This window comes from Achromobacter marplatensis, assembly GCF_049060505.1.
Classification (GTDB): domain Bacteria; phylum Pseudomonadota; class Gammaproteobacteria; order Burkholderiales; family Burkholderiaceae_B; genus Achromobacter; species Achromobacter marplatensis_A.
The window spans coordinates 101,936-119,854 of the sequence record NZ_JBMGRB010000001.1; the positions used below are offsets into that span (position 1 = coordinate 101,936).

A 17,919-nucleotide genomic window follows, 5' to 3' on the forward strand; every position below is an offset into this window, starting at 1 on the left:
GCATTACGGGCTTTTCATGTCTCAACACCAGGCGCGCAAGCGCTTTGGCCAGAACTTCCTGACCGACGAAAGCGTCGTCGAGTCCATCGTCCGGGCGGTTGCCCCCGCTCGTGACGATGCCGTGGTCGAGATTGGCCCGGGTTTGTCTGCGCTTACGCGGCCGCTGCTTGAGCGGCTGGATCACCTGACCGCGGTCGAGATCGACCGGGATCTGGCCGCCCGGCTGCGCAAGCAGTTCGACGCAAGCCGCCTGACCGTTGTCGAAGCCGACGCGTTGACGGTGGATTTTTCGCAATTCGGCAGCGCGCTGCGTGTCGTGGGCAACTTGCCTTACAACATCTCCAGCCCGCTGCTGTTCCATCTGATGGCATGGGCCGACCACATCCGCGACCAGCATTTCATGCTGCAGCGCGAAGTGATCGACCGCATGGTGGCGCAACCCGGCTCGGGCGATTTCAGCCGCCTTTCCGTGATGTTGCAATCGCGCTACCGCATGCACAAGCTGTTCGATGTGCCGCCCGAGGCCTTCGACCCGCCGCCCAAGGTCGTGTCGGCCATCGTCCGCATGGTGCCGCTGCCGGCAGACCGCCTGCGTCCGGTCAGCACGCGGGCGTTCGAAACCGTGGTGGCGCGCGCGTTCTCGCAGCGCCGCAAGATGCTGCGCCGCGTGTTGGCCGACTGGGCGCCGCAGGTGCCGTGGGAAGCCCTGGACATCGCCCCGACGGCACGGGCCGAAGACATCTCGGTGGACCGCTACATCCGCTTGTCGGATGCGCTGGTGGAAGCGGGCATTCTGCAATCCACTTGAAGCGCGATTCCAAATGAGAAAGCCCGCTGATGCGGGCTTTTTCATTGATGCGCAATGTGGGCGCTATGGCCGTAGGATGGGTGAAGCGCGAAGATTTCATCCAAAGAACACTGACGCCGAACGCGCGCAACCCATCAAGCAGCATGTGCGGTATGGCCGATCCGGAAAAAAACTGGTGCGCCGTCCGATGGGTTGCGCGCGTTCGGCATTCGCGCAACTACGCAGGCCTGCTCGCGCTCCACCCATCCTACAGATCAAGGCATCGGCATCACCCAAGGATCAAGGCGTAGGCGCCGCCCAAGGATCAAGGCATCGGCGCCGCCCAAGGATCAAGGCATCGGCGCCGCCCAAGGATCAAGGCATCGGCGCCGCCCAACGATCAAAGCGCCGATTCAACGGCGGCGCTCAAAGGCCAAATGGCCCGTTTCAACAGCGTCGTCCAAAGACCAAAGCCTCCATTTCAACGACGTCGTACAAAGATCCATGCCCTTATTTCAACGGTGTGGTCCGCCGATTTCAACGGTGCGGTCCGCCGATCAAAGCATGCGCTTCTGCGCCGCCATCCACAGCTGCATGACGTCGCGGGCGCGATCCGTGAGCAGCTTCTCGGCGTCCGTCAGCGCTTGTTGCAGCGTGATCGGGCCGGGGGCCAGGCTGAACGCCGCACTGATGCCGCAGGCGTGCAGCGCTTCGTAGCCGTCGCCCAGCGATCCCGCCAACGCGACGACCGGCACGCCGGCCTGCTGCGCGATGCGGGCCACGCCGGCGGGCGTTTTGCCGCGCAGTGTCTGCGCGTCCATGCGGCCTTCGCCGGTGAACACCAGCGTGGCGCCTTCGATAGCCTTGGCCAGGCCGCCTAGTTCGGCCACGATGTCGACGCCGGGCCGGAAGTGGGCCTGCAGGAAGGCGTGGGCCGCGAAGCCCAGGCCGCCGGCGGCGCCCGCGCCGGGTTTGTCGCGATGGTCGGCGCCCAAGTGCCGCGCGCAGACGTCGGCGAAATTCGTCAGCATCTGGTCCAGCGCCAGCACCTGTTCCGGCGTGGCGCCTTTCTGCGGCCCGAAAACATGCGAGGCGCCGTGCGGGCCGCACAGCGGGTTGTCGACGTCCGAGGCGATGTCGATGCGGATGCCGGCCAGGCGCGGGTCCAGCCCGTGTGTGTCAAGGCTGGCCAGCTTGCCCAACGCGCCGCCGCCGGGGGGCAGGCTATGGCCCTCGGCGTCCAGCAGGCGCACGCCCAACGCCGTCAGCATGCCGGCGCCTGCGTCGTTGGTGGCCGAGCCGCCCAACCCCAGGATGATGCGCTTGGCGCCCGCGTTGATGGCGGCCAGCATCAGTTCGCCCACGCCGTGGCTGCTGGCGCGCATCGGGTCGCGCTTGGATGGGGCAATCAGTTCCAGGCCCGCCGCCGCGGCCATTTCGATGACGGCGGTGCCGTCTTCCAGCAAGCCCCAGACGGCATCGACTTTGTAGCCCAGCGCATCGTTCACGGTCAGCTGCCGTTCCTTGCCGCCGGTGGCGGCCAGCACGGCTTCCACCGTGCCTTCGCCGCCGTCCGCCATCGGCACGCATATCGTGTGGGCGCCGGGGCAGGCGGCCTTGACACCGCGCGCGATGGCCGCCGCCGCGTCGGGTGCGGAAACGCTTTCTTTGAAAGAGTCGGGAGCAATGACGATTTTCACGGGTTTGGCTGGGCTCGTTGTAGGTCGGGTGACGACCATGATACCCGTGCCGACGCAGGCGGCGTACCATAGCGCTTTCGTTGTTTTTGCGAGAGTGGACCGTCATGCCTGTATTGCGCCGCACAAAAATTGTCGCCACCTTGGGCCCTTCGACTTCGTCGCCCGAACGCATTGATGCGCTGATCCGCGCAGGCCTGGACGTGGCCCGTTTGAACTTCTCGCACGGCAGTGCGGACGACCACCGCGAGCGCGCCCGCCTGGTGCGCGAGATCGCCGCCAAGCAGGGCCGTTTCGTCGCCATCATGGGCGATCTGCAGGGGCCCAAGATCCGCATCGCGCGCTTCACGGACAAGCTGGTGCAATTGCAAGTCGGCCAGCCGTTCACACTGTCGCGCGTGCATCCCAAGGAAGCCGGCAACGCCAGCATCGTGGGGATCGATTACCCCGAACTGGTGACCGACTGCCGCGTGGGCGACGAGCTCCTGCTGGATGATGGCCGCGTGGTGCTGGTGGTGGACCGCGTCGAAGGCGACGAGGTCCACACGACCGTCACGGTGGGCGGGCCGCTGTCGAACAACAAGGGCATCAACCGCCGCGGCGGCGGCCTGTCCGCGCCCAGCCTGACCGACAAGGACCGCGTCGACATCAAGCTGGCCGCCGAAATGGAACTTGATTATGTGGCCGTGTCGTTCCCGCGCTATGGCAGCGATATCGACGAGGCCCGCACCCTGTTGGCCGCGGCCGGCAGCCAGGCATGGATCATCGCGAAGATCGAGCGCGCCGAAGCGGTGGCCGACGACGAAGCGCTGGACTCGCTGATCCGAGCCAGCGACGGCGTGATGGTGGCGCGCGGCGATTTGGGCGTGGAGGTGGGCGACGCCGAACTGGTGGGCATCCAGAAACGCATCATCCAACACGCGCGCACGCTGAACAAGGTCGTGATCACGGCGACGCAGATGATGGAGTCCATGATCTCCAGCCCCATGCCCACGCGCGCCGAAGTGTCGGACGTGGCCAATGCGGTGCTGGACTACACGGACGCGGTCATGCTGTCGGCGGAAAGCGCGTCGGGCCAGTATCCGGTGGAAGCGGTGCAGGCAATGGCGCGCGTGTGCCTGGGGGCGGAAAAGCACCCGACCACGACCAAATCGCATCACCGCGTGGGCGAGACCTTCACGCGTTGCGACGAGACCATCGCGCTGGCCGCCATGTATTCGGCCAACCACTTTCCCGGCGTCAAGGCCGTCATCGCGTTGACGGAAAGCGGGCACACGCCGTTGATCATGTCGCGCATCCGTTCCGGCGTGCCGATCTACTGCTACAGCCCGCACAGCCTGACGCAGAACCGCGTGGCGATGTTCCGTGGCGTTTATACGGTGCCCTTTGCTCCGTCGGACTACGAACCGGCGGATCTGAGCAACGCCGCCATCGACGAATTGCGCAAGCGAAACCTGGTGCAGTCGGGCGATTGGGTGATCTTGACCAAGGGCGATTTCTATCGCGACAGCGGCGGCACCAACGGCATGAAGATCCTGCTGGTGGATTAGGGCCAGCAAGGGCGGGGCGCAAGCCCCGCCGTGCCGTGCTTAACCGAAGAACCAGTAGCACACGCCGATCGCGGCCAGCACGCCGGCCAGGTCGGCGATCAGCGCGCAGCCCACCGCGTGGCGGGCGCGCAAAATCCCCACCGACCCGAAGTACACCGCCAGCACGTAGAAGGTGGTCTCCGTGCTGCCTTGCATGACCGCGGCCAGCAGGGCGGGGAAACTGTCCACGCCATGGTGCGTCATGGTCTCGAGCATCATGGCGCGTGCTGCGCTACCCGAAAACGGCTTGACCAGCGCAGTAGGCAAGGCGTCGACGAAACGCGTGTCCCAGCCGGCGTACTGCGCCAGCCAGCGGATGCCGTCAAGCAGGAAATCCAACGCGCCCGACGCCCGCAGCACGCCTACGGCGCACAGCATCGCCACCAGATAGGGCAGCAGGCTCTTGGCGATGTCGAAGCCTTCCTTGGCCCCCTCGATGAAGGCCTCGTAGACGGGGACCTTTTTCCAGGCGCCCACGACCAGGAATGCCAGGAGGATGCCGAACAGCGCCAGGTTGCCCAGCAGCGACGACAGCGACGCGATGGCGGCGGCCGACATGCTGGCCAGCAGCGCCATGAAGCCGCCCATGATCAGCGCCGCGCCGCCCAGCCATAACATCACGACGGGATCCGTCAGGCGCAGCCGCTGGCAGGCCGCCACCGCCAGGAAACCCGCCAAGGTTGAAGCGCTGGTGGCCAGCAGGATCGGCAGGAACACCAGCGTGGGGTCGGCTGCGCCTTGCTGCGCGCGGAACATGAATAGCGTGACGGGCAGCAACGTCAGCGACGATGCGTTCAGCACCAGGAAGAGAATCTGGGCGTTGCTGGCGGTTTCAGGCGTGGGGTTCAGCGATTGCAGCTCGCGCATGGCGCGCAGGCCGATCGGCGTGGCCGCGTTGTCCAGTCCCAGGCCGTTGGCGGCAAAGTTCAGCGTGATCAGGCCGATGGCGGGATGGTTGCGCGGCACGCCAGGCATCAGGCGCGCGAACAGCGGCCCCAGCAGGCGGGCCAGTTTTTCCACCAGGCCGGCGCCTTCCGCGATGCGCAGGAACCCCAGCCACAGCGTCAGCGTGCCAAACAGCAGCACCATGACTTCCACCGATACGCGCGCCATGTCGAACAGGCTGGCCACCATCAGCCGGAAGACGTCGGGGTCGCCGACGGCCAGCCAGCGGTATAGGGCGGCGGCTGCGGCGGTCAGGAAAAAGCCCAGCCAGAGTTTGTTCAGCATGCGAAATGTGCCCGGATAACGGTTGATTGCGCACCAGCGCGGCGACGCCCATTGTCGCAGAGTCAGCACGCTCGGGCTTGGCCGCGCCCCGCCAATTCTGGTACTTTGGCCTGATACGCCCTAGGGCCATTACAGTGGGGGACACGCATGGATTTCAATGCCTGGCGCCGGCGCCGCATCTCGGAACCCGCGTATCGCTGGGCGCGCAACGCGTTGCCGGCCATGTCGGCCACCGAGCGCGAGGCCATCGAGGCCGGAGACACCTGGTGGGATGCCGACCTGTTTACGGGCAACCCCGATTGGCGCAAGCTGCTGGACGTGCCCGCCGCCACGCTGACCCGCGACGAGCAGGCTTTCATCGATGGTCCGGTGGCGCAGTTGTGCGCCATGCTGGACGAGTGGGACATCACCTGGAACCGGCGCGACCTGCCGCCGCAAGTCTGGGCCTTCCTGAAGGCGCAACGCTTCTTCGGCATGATCATCCCGCGCCGTTACGGCGGCCTGGGATTTTCGCCTTATGCGCATTCCGAAGTCGTCAGGCGGATTTCGGCGTATTCCATTACGGCCGGCGTGACGGTCATGGTGCCGAATTCGCTGGGGCCGGGCGAATTGCTGATGCAGTTCGGTACGCCCGCGCAGCGCGACTACTGGCTGCCGCGCCTGGCCGATGGCCGAGAGGTGCCGTGCTTTGGCCTGACAAGCCCCGAGGCCGGCTCGGATGCCGCTTCCATGGTGGACACGGGCATTGTCTGCCGTCAGGTCGTCGACGGCCGTGAACTGATCGGCATCCGCCTGAACTGGCATAAGCGCTACATCACGCTGGGACCCGTCGCGACGGTGCTGGGGCTGGCATTCAAGATGTCCGATCCCGACGGCATCCTGGGCGGCCAAAAGGACATCGGCATTTCGGTGGCGCTGGTGCCCACTGAAGCGCCGGGCGTGGAGATCGGCCGGCGCCATCTGCCCGCGATGCAGGTGTTCCAGAACGGTCCCAACACGGGCCGCGACGTGTTCGTGCCGCTGGATGCCCTGATCGGCGGCGAGGCCCGCGCGGGGCAGGGCTGGAAGATGCTGATGAGCGCATTGGCCGCGGGGCGCGGCATTTCGCTGCCGTCGCTGTCGGCCGCCGCCGCCGTGATGTGCGCGCACACCACGGGCATGTATGCGCGGGTGCGCGAGCAGTTCGGCATCCCGGTCGGCAAGTTCGAAGGCGTGCAAGAGCAGCTGGCCAATCTGGCTGGCAATGCCTACATGGTGGAAGCAGCGCGGCGGCTGACCTGCGCCGCGCTGAACCAGGACGTCAAGCCGGCCGTCGTGTCGGGCATCATGAAATACCATGCAACCGAGCGGATGCGCGGCTCGGTGAACGCGGCGATGGACGTGCATGCCGGGCGGGCCGTCATGGACGGCCCCGGCAATTATCTGGGCGGGCTATACCGCGCCGTGCCGATTGCCATCACGGTCGAAGGCGCCAACATCCTGACGCGCAACCTCATCATCTTCGGTCAGGGCGCTATCCGGGCCCATCCGTACCTGATGCCGGAAATGCTGGCGCTGGCCAATCCGGACGAAGAGCGCGGCCTCGAGGTCTTCCACGACGTGTTCTGGCGGCACTTGCGCCATGCCGGAAAAAACACGCTGCGCGCGATCGGCCGCGCGTGGACGGGCGCTGTGCTGGCGCCTTCGCCCGTGTCGGGACCGACGGCCGGCCACTACCGGCGGTTGGGGCGCTATGCGTCCGGCTTCGCGTTGCTGGCGGATGCCACGTTGGCGCAATTGGGCGGTAGCTTGAAGCGGCGCGAAATGATCTCGGCGCGGCTGGGCGACATTCTGTCCGAGCTCTATCTGCTTTCGGCGGTGCTTAAGCGTTGGGAAGATGAAGGGCGCAAGCACGATGACCTGCCGCTAGTGCATTGGTGCATGGAGCAGGGCTATGCCACGATCGAAAAGAGCCTGGACCAGGTCTTGCGCAATTTGCCAGGGCGCATGCTGGCCTGGGGCTTGCGCGCGGCCATCCTGCCGCTGCGCCTGGCCAGGGGGCCGAATGACGCCTTGACGCGCGAGTGCGCCGAACTGCTGCTGAAGCCGTCACCCACGCATGTGCGGTTGGCGGCCGACCTGCATCGCGAGCCGGTCAGTGCCCCGTCCGCCGGCGTGCTGTTGGGGGCGGGCCGCGCGGGCCGTGACCCGTTGGCCGATCTGGCCCGTGCGTTCGCACTGGTGGATGCCGTGCAGCCGATTCGCGACCGTCTGCGCCAATCGGGCGTGCGCGATTGGCGCGAGGCGCATCAGCGCGGCGCGATCACCGACTCGCAGGCCGCGCAACTGGAAGCGGCGGAGGCCATGGTGTCGCAGGTCTTGCAGGTGGATGATTTCGCGCCAGCGGACTTGTCGCCGCAGGATCCAGGCCCAAATCCGAACTCAGGCGCCTAGTCGTCGGCGTTCGGGTCCATTCCCGGGAACAGGATTTCAGTGAAGCCGAACTTCGAGAAATCCTGGATGCGCGACGGATAGAGGCGGCCAATCAGGTGGTCGCACTCGTGCTGCACCACGCGGGCGTGGAAGCCTTCGGCTTCTCGCTCGATCAACTGGCCATAGGGGTCGCGCCCGCTGTAGCGGATGTGGCGGTAGCGCGGCACCTGGCCGCGCAGGCCCGGCACCGACAGGCAGCCTTCCCAGCCGTCTTCCATCTGGTCTGACAGCGGCGTGATGACGGGATTGCACAGGATGGTTTGCGGCACGGGCGGCGCGTCGGGGTAGCGCTCGTTGCGGTCGAAGCCGAAGATCACCAGTTGCAAGTCCACGCCGATCTGCGGCGCGGCCAAACCCACGCCTTGTGCAGCCGCCATGGTTTCGAACATGTCGTCGATCAGGGCGTGCAGCTCGGGCGTGTCGAAGCGGTCAACAGGCGCCGCCACCCGCAACAGGCGCGGGTCGCCCATTTTCAGAATGGGATGAATCATGATTTCAGTCTTGTCGGTCTTTCTTCTGGATGAACTCGATCTTGTAGCCGTCGGGATCTTCCACGAACGCGATGACCGTCTTGCCGTGCTTCATCGGGCCGGCTTCGCGGGTGACTTTGCCGCCGCGTTCCTTGACCTTGTCACAGGCTTCGTAGGCGTTGTCGACTTCCAGGGCGATGTGGCCGTAGCCGTTGCCCAGGTCGTACTTCTCGGTGTCCCAGTTGTGGGTCAGTTCGATGACCGCGCCTTCGGACTCGTCTTGATAACCCACGAACGCCAGCGTGAACTTGCCTTCCGGGTAGTCGTTGCGGCGCAGGACGCGCATGCCGAGCACATTGGTGTAGAAATCGATGGACTTATCAAGATTGCCGACTCGCAGCATGGTGTGGAGCATACGCATGGAGATCTTCCTTAGGCGATGAGGGGTTGGGGCATGAACCCGGGGTTACCGGCGTTTTGCCGCGTGATGCCGATGTCGCGCAGTGCGCCGCCCATGGCGTCGACCGCAAGCCGCATCTGTTCGGCGCCGAAAGCGCCGATGCAGCCGACCCGGAACGTGGGTTGTTCGGTGTTGCTGAAATTGCTGAGCACGTAGCCGCGTGCCTTGAGGGCATCCACGAACAGCTGCAGGTTCCAGGTCGGGGCGTCTGGCGCGCAGACGTTGACGACGATGGGGCCCTGCAGGTCGCGCGGCAGGTGGGGCGACAAGCCTAGCTCGATCACGCCATCATATAGCGTGCGCATGTTGGCTGTGTAGCGGGCCAGGCGGGCCTCTCGGCCTTCCTGTTCAAAGAGGTCCAGCGCCACGGCCAGCGCCGCCAGGGTGGGCGCGGGCGGCGTGAACCGGGGGCCGGCGTTGGGGGCCAGCGTGTGTTGATGGATGTCGGCCAGGTCCAGCGACCAGCTGCCCGCGTTGCCGCGGGCGGCTTCCAGACGGTCCACGGGGGCCACCACAAAGGCGGCGCCCGGCAGCCCTTCCAGGCACTTGTTGGCGGTCAGCACCACGGCGTCCACCGCCGGCAGGACGGAAAGGTCCAATGGCAGCGCGCCGAAGGCGGATACCGCGTCGATGATGACGCGGCGGCCCATCGCGTGGGCGACGCGAGCCAGCTCGGGCACGTCATGGCAGATGCCGCTGCCGGTTTCGCTGTAGACCAGGGCCAGATGCGTCAGCGTGGGGTCGCGTTCCAGGGCCGCCGCGACGGCGACCGGGTCCACGCGCGCTGTCGCACCGACGGGCAAGGGCACGGCAATCCGTCCCGCGTCTGCGGCCAGCTTTTGCAGGCGCGACGCGTAGGCGCCCGTGGATGGCGCCAGCAGACGGCCGCCGGGCGGCACAAAGGTCCGGATCGCGGCTTCCACCGCGAAATGGCCGCAGCCGGGCAGCGCCAGCGCGGCGTGCGTGTCGGACGACGCCTGCGCCACGCGCAGCACGCCCGCGCACACCTGCCGGTAGGTCTCGCGGAAATCGTTGTCCCACGGCGCGTAGTCCTGTGCCATGGCGGCCTTCACCCGCGCGTCGGTCGTGACCGGGCCGGGAATGAGCAGAAGCATCTTGTCTCTCCAGAGGGGCTTCTAGAACTGCGGAAGGGAAGCGGGGTCGTGGCGCCGCAGGATGTTCTTGGCGTCTTCGAAGTCAGGCAGGATCTGCCCCACTTCGCGCCAGAAATCCTGGCTGTGGTTCATCTCGCGCAAATGCGCGAGTTCGTGTGCGATGACGTAATCGATGATCGCAGGCGCGAAATGGATCAGCCGCCAGTTCAGCATGATGTTGCCGTCGCTGGTGCAGGAACCCCAGCGCGTGGCGGCGGACGACAGCCGCCAGCGGCGGATCTTCAGGCCGCTGATCTGCAGGAAGTACGCCAGCCGGGCGCCGAACCAGGCGCCGGCGCGTTGTTGCAGCCAGGCTTGCGCCGAATCGCGGATGCGGCTTTGCTCGGCCGTGGACGGAAGGGCCAGCCAGAGGGTGTCGCCGTCCTGCGGCGCGTCCGCGTCGCCGGACAGGCGGGCCTGGCGGCTATCGCCGCCCACGCCAATCAGGATGCGCTTGCCCAGATAGGGCAGTTCGCCACCCGGCTGCCACCGCGTATGCGCCATGGCCAATTGCTGTTTGCGGGCATGCCATTCACGCAGCTTGGCAAGAATCCAGCGCGCCTTTTCAAGCACCGCGTCGTCGATCTGCGCCAGCGTGACCCAGCTGGGCGCGGTGACGCGCAGGCCGTCATCGGTGATCACGAAACCGATGCTGCGACGGCGCGAACGCAGCAGCACGAAGCCGATGGGCTGATGTTCCGTGGGCACTTCGCGCCAGCGCGCGCCGGGGGGCAGCGGATCGGGGCAGGGCGTGGGGACGCGGGACGACGCATTGGGCGACAACGTCAGCAGCGGTTCGCCCGCGGGGGCGGGACCCGTCTGCGCATCAGGGAACAATGTCTTTGGGGCGTGCGGCTGAGGGGCCGCAGGCTGCGGAGAGGCAGCAGGCGGAGGCACGCTGCGCGGCGCGGCGGGCCGAGGTGCGTCTTGCGGCTTCGGCGTGGCGATCAGCGGCGACGCGCCCGGGGGCGCGTCGTCTTGTTGCACGTCGAACAGGAGTTCGAGCTGATCAGTGCTAGACATACCTTTCAGGATTGAGACGCCGCATTTCCCCTTCGATCCAGCCCTGTACCTTTTGGTTCAGTTCATCGGGGGAGAGTCCCTTGGATTCTATCGCGGGACCGATCGATAGGGTGATCAGGCCGGGATATTTGACGAAAGCGTTGCGCCGCCAGCACTCCCCGGCGTTATGCGCCACGGGAATGACAACCGCGCCGGTGCGCGAGGCAAGCAGCGCGCCGCCCATCTTGAAACGCGCCGTCTTGCCCGGCGCTACGCGCGTGCCTTCGGGAAACAGCAGGGGCCAGCGGCCTTCGTCCATGCGGGTCTGGCCTTGCTTGACCACTTGGTCGAACGCATCGCGGCCCTTTGCGCGGTCGATGGCGATCATGCGCAGCAGCGCCAGGCCCCAGCCGAAGAACGGCACCATGTGCAGTTCTTTCTTGTAGACGAAACAAACTTCGCGCGGCATGTGCGCCGGGAAGAACAGCGTTTCCCAGGCCGATTGGTGCTTGGAGAGAATCACGGCCGGGCCGTCGGGCAGGTTTTCCCAGCCCTTGACCTGCCAGCGGATGCCGCAGAAAACCTTGGCGCCCCAGATTGCCAGGCGCGGCCAGCCCACCGTCAGCTTGTAGCGCCAGTGCAGGGGCAGCGGCGCCCAGAGGATGCAGAGGAAGGCGTAGGGGATGACCGTGATGGCCAGGAACAGGAAATACAGTAGCGAACGTAGCCGGGCCATCGAATCAATTGTCCTGCAGCAGGGCGTCGGCCACGGCCGACAGGTCTTCGCACACACGCGTGTTGTCGGGCAGGCCGCCCTTGGCCAGCGTCTTTTTGCCATTGCCCGTCTGCACTAGCCAGGGCGAGCAGCCGACGGACGACGAGGCCTGTAAATCACGCAGCGAATCGCCCACGGCCGGTACGCCGGCCAGATCGATGTCATAGCGGTGGCCGATCTGCTCGAACATGCCGGGGCGCGGCTTGCGGCAGCTGCAATTGTCATCGGGACCATGCGGGCACAGGAACACGGCGTCGATGCTGCCGCCCACGGCGGCCAACTCGCGCCGCATCTTGGTGTGGATGGCGGTCAGCGTGTCCATGTCGAACAGGCCGCGCGCCAAGCCCGACTGGTTGGTGGCGACCACCACCTTCCAGCCGGCTTGCGTCAGCCGGGCGATGGCTTGCAGGCTGCCGGGCAGGGCGATCCATTCGTCGGGGTTCTTGACGAACGCATCGCTGTCCTGGTTGATGACGCCGTCGCGGTCAAGGATGATCAGTTTCACTGTGCCAGCCTGGAAATGTCTGCCACCTGGTTCATCAGGCCATGCAACTGGCCCAGCAGGGCCAGCCGGTTGGCGCGCACGGCCGGGTCTTCGGCCATGACCATGACGTCGGCAAAGAACGCGTCCACCGGTTCGCGCGCCTGCGCCAGCGTGGAGAGGCTGCCGGCGAAGTCGCCGGCGGCAAGCTGGGCCTCGGCCTGCGGGCGCAAGGCGGCGACCGCGGCGGCCAGGGCCTTCTCGGCAGGCTCCACCAGCGCGGCGGCGTTCACCGCGCCGATCTCGCCTTCGGCTTTCTTCAGCAGGTTGCCAATGCGCTTGTTGGCGGCGGCCAGGCTGGCGGCTTCAGGCAGTTGCGCGAAGGCGGCGGCGGCGCGCACGCGTTCGGCCACTTGATGCAGCGGCGGCGTCAACGCGATGACGGCTTCCACCGCATTGCGGTCGAAGTCGTTAATCAGCTGGTTGCGGTAGCGTTCATAGATGAAGGTGCGGACTTCGGTCAGCGTGTCGGACGGGACTTTGCCGGCCGGGAACGTGCCCGCGGCCAGCTCCAGCAGGCCGTCCAGGGACAGCGGGCCGTCTTCGCTGATCTTCAGCCAGCCGCCTGCGGCCAGTTGTTCGAAGGCGCTGATCAGGCCCAACGCGGCGCGGCGCAGACCGAAGGGGTCGCGTTCGCCCGTGGGCGCCAGGCCGATGGCCCAGATGCCGACCAGCGTTTCCACGCGTTCAGCGATGAAGAGCGTGGCCGCGGTCAGGGTGTCTTGCGTGACGGGCGAGTCGTAGCGGTTGCGGTACTGGCCGCGCAGCGCCTGAACGACACTGTCGGGCTCGCCGTCGCCAGCGGCGTAGTAGGCGCCCATGATGCCTTGCAGCTCGGGGAATTCGCCCACCATGTTCGAGCCCAGGTCGGCCTTGGCCAACATGGCGGCCCGGTCGGCGGCCGTGACGTCGCCGCCCAGTTGGCCCGCCACGCCGCGCGCGATGGCGCGCACGCGTTCCACGCGCTCAAGCTGGGTGCCCAGCTTGTTGTGATAAACGATGGAACCCAGTTGCTCGACGCGCGCGGCCAGCGGCGTCTTGCGGTCGGTTTCGAAGAAGAATTGCGCATCGGCCAGACGCGGGCGCACCACGCGCTGGTTGCCTTCGACGATGTTCACCGGGTTGTCCGTGTGCATGTTGCTCACGATCAGGAAACGGTGCGTCAGGCGGCCGGTGGCCGGGTCGAACAGCGGGAAATACTTCTGGTTCAACCGCATGGTCAGGATCAGGCATTCCTGCGGCACTTGCAGGAACTGCTCTTCAAACTGGCCCACGTACACGGTGGGGTGTTCGACCAGCGCAGTCACTTCGTCCAGCAGCGCAGCGACTTCGGGGTCGTCGCCCAGCGTGGCCGACAGACGGCCGGCGTGGTCCAGCAATTGGCGCTGGATTTCGTCGCGGCGGCCTTCGAAGGACGCCACGACGCGGCCCTTCTCGGCCAGGGTGGCGGCGTAGGAATCGGCATCGGCGAACGACACCGGGCCGTTGCTCATGAAGCGGTGGCCCAGGGTGTCGCGGCCAGCGGTGAGGCCCAGCGCGGACACCGGCACGACGTCGGCGCCGAACAGCGCGACCAAGCCGTGCGCAGGGCGCACGAACTTGACGGTGGTGACGCCGTCGGCCAATTGATAGCGCATGACCTTCGGGATCGGCAGGCTGTTTAGCGCCGTGTCGATGCCTTCCTGCAAGCCTGCGGCCAACTGGGCGCCGGCAGCGGTGCCGCGGGCGACCAGATAGTCTTGCTTGCCGTCGGATTCGCGGTCCAGCGTGGCCGGGTCAATGTTCTCGAGACCCTTGGCGGCCAGCTTTTTCTGCAGCGCTGGGGTGACCTGGCCGTCTGCCGTCAAGCCGATCTTCACGGGCATCAGCTTTTCGGCATAAGGCTGGTCGGGCGCCTGGGCCAGCACGGCCGACAGGTGCACGGCCAGGCGGCGCGGCGTGGAATACGCGGTCACGGCGCAGCCGTCGGCCAACAAGCCGTGGCGCTCGAGCGTGGCGCGCACGCCTTCAGCGTAGGCCTGCCCCAACTTCTGCAGGGCCTTGGGCGGGAGTTCTTCGGTCAGCAGTTCGACCAGCAGCGGGCGGATGTTCGTTGTCATTTATGCAGCCTCCCCGGCCTGGTTGCGGCGCAGCATGGGAAAGCCCAGTCGTTCGCGGGAATCGAAATAAGCCTGCGCGACGGCGCGCGACAGATTGCGGATGCGGCCGATGTAGGCGGCGCGCTCGGTAACGCTGATCGCGCCCCGCGCGTCCAGCATGTTGAAGGTGTGGGCGGCTTTCAGCGCGGCCTCGTAGGCCGGCAGCGCCAGGGGCACGTCCATCAGGCGTTTGGCTTCGGCTTCGTAATCGTTGAAGTGGGCGAACAGCATGTCGGCCGACGAGTGCTCGAAGTTGTAGGTGGACTGCTCGACCTCGTTCTGGTGGAACACGTCGCGGTACAGCACGCGATTGCCGTTGGCGCCTTCCGTCCAGACCAGGTCGTACACGCTTTGCACGTCTTGCAGGTACATGGCCAGACGCTCCAGGCCGTAGGTGATTTCACCCGTGGTCGGCGTGCAGTCCAGGCCGCCCACTTGCTGGAAGTAGGTGAACTGCGTGACTTCCATGCCGTTCAACCAGACTTCCCAGCCCAGCCCCCAGGCGCCCAGCGTGGGATTTTCCCAGTCGTCTTCGACGAAACGGATGTCGTGCTGTGTCGGGTCGATGCCCAGCGCTTTCAGCGAACCGATGTACAGGTCCAGGATTTCCGGGGGCGCCGGCTTCAGCACGACCTGGTACTGGTAATAGTGCTGCAGGCGGTTGGGGTTTTCGCCATAGCGGCCATCCTTGGGGCGACGCGACGGCTGCACATAGGCGGCGCGCCACGGCTCCGGGCCGATCGCGCGCAGGAATGTGGCCGTGTGCGAGGTGCCGGCGCCGACTTCCATGTCGTAGGGTTGCAGCAGGGCGCAACCCTGCTTGTCCCAGTATTCCTGGAGCGTAAGGATGATTTGCTGAAAGGTGAGCATAGGATTCTTGGAATTCGGTCGCCTGAGCAAGGCTTGCCCTGGGCGTGGGAAACCCGGCATTTTAACTGGCCCGGGGCGGTCCTGTTTTCGAATGGGCGGCGTACAGTTACATCTATGCGTTTCGGGCACCGCCCGAGTGACGCCGGCGTGCCTGGAGTGGACACCCCGGGGCGCGGCGGCTGCGTCTAAAAACCAATGGTCGTATGATTCCAGGTTGAGTCCCAAGTCTTATATAAAACCCGGAACCCGATTAATACCCGCAATTCCGAGAATTCACGGAAGGAGCAGCCCCATGTCAGACCTGATCACGGTGGAAGTCACCGACGGCATCCAGATCATCACGATCAACCGCCCCGAAGCCAAGAACGCCATCAACCTGGAAACCGCCCAAGCCATGGCTGCCGCGCTGGACCAGTTGGATAGCCGCGATGACATCCGCATCGGCATCCTGACAGGGGGCGGCGGCACGTTCTCGTCGGGCATGGATCTGAAGGCGTTCGCCAAATCGGGGCAGCGCCCATACGTGGATGGCCGTGGTTTCGCCGGGCTGAACGAAAAGCCGCCCAAGAAGCCGCTGATCGCGGCCGTTGAAGGCTACGCCCTGGCTGGGGGGTGCGAAATGGCTCTGGCTTCGGACCTGATCGTGGCCGCCAACAATGCCAAATTCGGTTTGCCTGAAGTCAAGCGCGGCCTGGTGGCAGGCGCCGGCGGCATGTTGCGTTTGCCGCGCCGCCTGCCGTACCACATCGCGATGGAAGTGATTCTGACGGGCGAAATGCTGACCGCCGAACGCGCGTACTCGTTCGGCCTGGTCAACCGCCTGACCGAACCAGGCGGGGCATTGGCCGGCGCACTGGAACTGGCGCGCGCCATCGTTGAAAACGGCCCCCTGGCGGTGCAGACCGCCAAGAGCATCGTGTCGCAGGCCGTTGATTGGGAACAGGAAGGCATGTTCGATCGCCAGCGTCCCTTGATCGCCCACATCTTTTCGTCGGCCGACGCGAAGGAAGGCGCCACGGCTTTCGCCGAGAAGCGCAAGCCGGTCTGGCAAGGCAAGTAATGAGTATTCCCGGCCGCCGTTCAACGCGGCCGGGCAGCAACACCGATCTGTTCTCCCATGTGGTTGGTTGCACCCACCAGCCGCGTTTTCATGTTTTCCATCTTGACCCGCAAATCGCCATGTCCGTCATCATTAAAGAAGAAGACCTTATCCAGTCGATAGCCGATGGCATCCAGTTCATCAGCTATTACCACCCCGTGGATTACATCCGCCATCTGGCGCGCGCATACGAGCGTGAGGAAAGCCCCGCCGCGCGCGACGCGATGGCGCAGATCCTGACCAATTCCCGCATGTGCGCCGAAGGCAAGCGTCCGTTGTGCCAGGACACCGGCATCGTCAACGTCTTCCTGAAGATCGGCATGAGCGTGCGCTTCGACACCAAGCGCACCCTGCAAGAACTCTGTGACGAAGGCGTGCGCCGCGGCTACCTGAACCCGGACAATCCGCTACGCGCCTCGGTGCTGGACGATCCGCTGTTCGCGCGCAAGAACACCCGCGACAACACGCCCTGTATCTTGCACGTCGAACTTGTCCAGGGCGACAAGGTCGACGTGCAAATCGCTTCCAAGGGCGGCGGTTCGGAAAACAAGACCAAGTTCGCCATGCTGAATCCCAGCGATTCGCTGGTGGACTGGGTGCTGAAGACGGTCCCCACGATGGGCGCCGGCTGGTGCCCGCCGGGCATGCTCGGCATTGGCGTCGGCGGTACCGCTGAAAAGGCCATGCTGATGGCCAAGCAGTCGTTGATGGAAGACATCGACATGTACGAACTGCTGGCCCGCGGCCCGCAGAACAAGCTGGAAGAGTTGCGCATCGAGCTGTACGAAAAGGTCAACGCGCTGGGTATCGGCGCACAGGGCCTGGGCGGCCTGACGACCGTTTTGGACGTCAAGATCAGCACCTTCCCGACGCACGCCGCCTCCAAGCCGGTCGCGATGATCCCGAACTGCGCCGCCACGCGCCACGCGCACTTTGAATTGGACGGCTCGGGCCCCGCGCGCCTGGATCCGCCGTCGCTCTCGGAATGGCCGGAAGTGCACTGGGCGCCCGACTACAACAAATCCAGGCAAGTCGACCTGAATACGCTGACGAAGGAAGAAGTGGCCAGCTGGAAGCCGGGCCAGACCTTGCTGCTGTCGGGCAAGATGCTGACCGGCCGCGACGCCGCGCACAAGCGCATTCAGGACATGCTGGCCAAGGGCGAGCCGCTGCCCGTGGACTTCACCAACCGCGTGATCTATTACGTGGGCCCGGTGGATCCGGTGCGCGACGAAGTGGTCGGCCCCGCCGGCCCCACGACCGCCACCCGCATGGACAAGTTCACCGACATGATGCTGGAGAAGACCGGCCTGATCTCGATGATCGGCAAGTCGGAGCGCGGCCCGGTCGCCATCGAATCGATCAAGAAGCACGGATCGGCCTACCTGATGGCCGTGGGCGGCGCGGCCTATCTGGTGTCCAAAGCCATCCGTGGCGCCAAGGTGCTGGGTTTCGCCGATCTGGGCATGGAAGCCATCTATGAGTTCGACGTGAAGGACATGCCGGTGACCGTGGCGGTGGACGCCCAGGGCACCTCGGTCCACACGACCGGCCCCAAGGAATGGCAGGCCAAGATCGGCAAGATCCCGGTCGCCGTGGCGTAAGCACGCGCGGCACGAAGACGGCCGTTGAATC

Annotated in this window: 15 protein-coding genes; 5 read left to right on the plus strand and 10 right to left on the minus strand. The window is 65.9% G+C overall.

All coding sequences use genetic code 11. The annotated features are described in order from the left end of the window. The first annotated feature begins 16 nt into the window (after nucleotides 1-16). The gene (rsmA, locus tag ACI0FO_RS00445; RefSeq protein ID WP_416023300.1) at nucleotides 17-808 is read left to right on the plus strand and encodes a 16S rRNA (adenine(1518)-N(6)/adenine(1519)-N(6))-dimethyltransferase RsmA; all 792 of its coding nucleotides are present in this window, start codon (nucleotides 17-19) and stop codon (nucleotides 806-808) included. Nucleotides 809-1,344: 536 nt separating this feature from the next. On the opposite strand, the gene ACI0FO_RS00450 is transcribed toward rsmA, so the two are convergent. Beyond that, a complete protein-coding gene (locus tag ACI0FO_RS00450) occupies nucleotides 1,345-2,487 on the minus strand; it encodes a glycerate kinase (protein WP_416023302.1) in 1,143 nt (380 codons plus the stop codon). A 104-nt stretch (nucleotides 2,488-2,591) separates the two neighbouring features. Between ACI0FO_RS00450 and pyk the strand changes: the two genes are divergently transcribed. After that, the gene (gene pyk, locus ACI0FO_RS00455) at nucleotides 2,592-4,034 is read left to right on the plus strand and encodes a pyruvate kinase (protein ID WP_416023303.1); all 1,443 of its coding nucleotides are present in this window, start codon (nucleotides 2,592-2,594) and stop codon (nucleotides 4,032-4,034) included. A gap of 39 nt (nucleotides 4,035-4,073) precedes the next feature. Here pyk and ACI0FO_RS00460 read toward each other — a convergent pair whose 3' ends face one another. Continuing rightward, nucleotides 4,074-5,303: a nucleoside recognition domain-containing protein gene (locus tag ACI0FO_RS00460; protein WP_416023305.1), complete on the minus strand. Its 1,230-nt coding sequence runs from the start codon at nucleotides 5,301-5,303 to the stop codon at nucleotides 4,074-4,076. A 147-nt stretch (nucleotides 5,304-5,450) separates the two neighbouring features. On the opposite strand from ACI0FO_RS00460, the gene ACI0FO_RS00465 reads away from it, so the two are divergent. Continuing rightward, nucleotides 5,451-7,736 carry an acyl-CoA dehydrogenase gene (locus ACI0FO_RS00465; RefSeq protein ID WP_416023307.1) on the plus strand — a complete coding sequence of 762 codons (2,286 nt, stop codon included), beginning with the start codon at nucleotides 5,451-5,453 and terminating at the stop codon, nucleotides 7,734-7,736. On the opposite strand, the gene def is transcribed toward ACI0FO_RS00465, so the two are convergent. Genes def through glyQ form a run of 8 tightly spaced genes read right to left on the minus strand, consistent with a single transcriptional unit; the run spans nucleotide 7,733 to nucleotide 15,185 of the window. Further along, nucleotides 7,733-8,266 (minus strand): peptide deformylase, encoded by a 534-nt coding sequence (gene def / locus ACI0FO_RS00470; RefSeq protein WP_416023308.1) that lies wholly within the window; start codon nucleotides 8,264-8,266, stop codon nucleotides 7,733-7,735. The genes ACI0FO_RS00465 and def overlap by 4 nt on opposite strands. A 4-nt stretch (nucleotides 8,267-8,270) precedes the next feature. After that, a complete protein-coding gene (gene gloA / locus ACI0FO_RS00475; RefSeq protein WP_313465204.1) occupies nucleotides 8,271-8,666 on the minus strand; it encodes a lactoylglutathione lyase in 396 nt (131 codons plus the stop codon). Between the two features lie 11 nt (nucleotides 8,667-8,677). After that, nucleotides 8,678-9,820: a 2-aminoethylphosphonate--pyruvate transaminase gene (locus tag ACI0FO_RS00480; protein WP_416023311.1), complete on the minus strand. Its 1,143-nt coding sequence runs from the start codon at nucleotides 9,818-9,820 to the stop codon at nucleotides 8,678-8,680. A gap of 21 nt (nucleotides 9,821-9,841) precedes the next feature. Further along, complete coding sequence (locus tag ACI0FO_RS00485; protein WP_416023313.1) at nucleotides 9,842-10,882, minus strand: M48 family metallopeptidase; 1,041 nt, start codon at nucleotides 10,880-10,882, stop codon at nucleotides 9,842-9,844. After that, on the minus strand, nucleotides 10,875-11,597 hold the full coding sequence (locus ACI0FO_RS00490; protein ID WP_416023314.1) for a lysophospholipid acyltransferase family protein: 723 nt from the start codon (nucleotides 11,595-11,597) through the stop codon (nucleotides 10,875-10,877). Before ACI0FO_RS00490 ends, ACI0FO_RS00485 begins: the two co-directional genes overlap by 8 nt. A 4-nt stretch (nucleotides 11,598-11,601) precedes the next feature. After that, the gene (gene gmhB / locus ACI0FO_RS00495) at nucleotides 11,602-12,141 is read right to left on the minus strand and encodes a D-glycero-beta-D-manno-heptose 1,7-bisphosphate 7-phosphatase (RefSeq protein WP_416023316.1); all 540 of its coding nucleotides are present in this window, start codon (nucleotides 12,139-12,141) and stop codon (nucleotides 11,602-11,604) included. Further along, nucleotides 12,138-14,276 (minus strand): glycine--tRNA ligase subunit beta, encoded by a 2,139-nt coding sequence (gene glyS / locus ACI0FO_RS00500; protein WP_416023317.1) that lies wholly within the window; start codon nucleotides 14,274-14,276, stop codon nucleotides 12,138-12,140. Before glyS ends, gmhB begins: the two co-directional genes overlap by 4 nt. Continuing rightward, entirely contained in the window at nucleotides 14,277-15,185 is a 909-nt protein-coding gene (gene glyQ, locus ACI0FO_RS00505) for a glycine--tRNA ligase subunit alpha (protein ID WP_416023319.1), read from the minus strand. A 292-nt stretch (nucleotides 15,186-15,477) separates the two neighbouring features. Between glyQ and ACI0FO_RS00510 the strand changes: the two genes are divergently transcribed. Together ACI0FO_RS00510 and ACI0FO_RS00515 are read left to right on the plus strand one after the other, a co-directional pair. Next, nucleotides 15,478-16,245, plus strand: a complete 768-nt coding sequence (locus ACI0FO_RS00510; RefSeq protein WP_416023321.1) for a crotonase/enoyl-CoA hydratase family protein — start codon at nucleotides 15,478-15,480, stop codon at nucleotides 16,243-16,245. Nucleotides 16,246-16,364: 119 nt separating this feature from the next. Next, nucleotides 16,365-17,888 (plus strand): fumarate hydratase, encoded by a 1,524-nt coding sequence (locus ACI0FO_RS00515; RefSeq protein WP_416023322.1) that lies wholly within the window; start codon nucleotides 16,365-16,367, stop codon nucleotides 17,886-17,888. Nucleotides 17,889-17,919 lie beyond the last annotated feature (31 nt).

Coding starts and splice junctions, on each gene's coding strand:
- rsmA (WP_416023300.1), top strand. CDS start 17: ATGTCTCAACACCAGGCGCGCAAGCGCTTTGGCCAGAACTTCCTGACC.
- pyk (WP_416023303.1), top strand. CDS start 2,592: ATGCCTGTATTGCGCCGCACAAAAATTGTCGCCACCTTGGGCCCTTCG.
- ACI0FO_RS00460 (WP_416023305.1), bottom strand. CDS start 5,303: ATGCTGAACAAACTCTGGCTGGGCTTTTTCCTGACCGCCGCAGCCGCC.
- ACI0FO_RS00465 (WP_416023307.1), top strand. CDS start 5,451: ATGGATTTCAATGCCTGGCGCCGGCGCCGCATCTCGGAACCCGCGTAT.
- def (WP_416023308.1), bottom strand. CDS start 8,266: ATGATTCATCCCATTCTGAAAATGGGCGACCCGCGCCTGTTGCGGGTG.
- gloA (WP_313465204.1), bottom strand. CDS start 8,666: ATGCGTATGCTCCACACCATGCTGCGAGTCGGCAATCTTGATAAGTCC.
- ACI0FO_RS00480 (WP_416023311.1), bottom strand. CDS start 9,820: ATGCTTCTGCTCATTCCCGGCCCGGTCACGACCGACGCGCGGGTGAAG.
- ACI0FO_RS00485 (WP_416023313.1), bottom strand. CDS start 10,882: ATGTCTAGCACTGATCAGCTCGAACTCCTGTTCGACGTGCAACAAGAC.
- ACI0FO_RS00490 (WP_416023314.1), bottom strand. CDS start 11,597: ATGGCCCGGCTACGTTCGCTACTGTATTTCCTGTTCCTGGCCATCACG.
- glyS (WP_416023317.1), bottom strand. CDS start 14,276: ATGACAACGAACATCCGCCCGCTGCTGGTCGAACTGCTGACCGAAGAA.
- glyQ (WP_416023319.1), bottom strand. CDS start 15,185: ATGCTCACCTTTCAGCAAATCATCCTTACGCTCCAGGAATACTGGGAC.
- ACI0FO_RS00510 (WP_416023321.1), top strand. CDS start 15,478: ATGTCAGACCTGATCACGGTGGAAGTCACCGACGGCATCCAGATCATC.
- ACI0FO_RS00515 (WP_416023322.1), top strand. CDS start 16,365: ATGTCCGTCATCATTAAAGAAGAAGACCTTATCCAGTCGATAGCCGAT.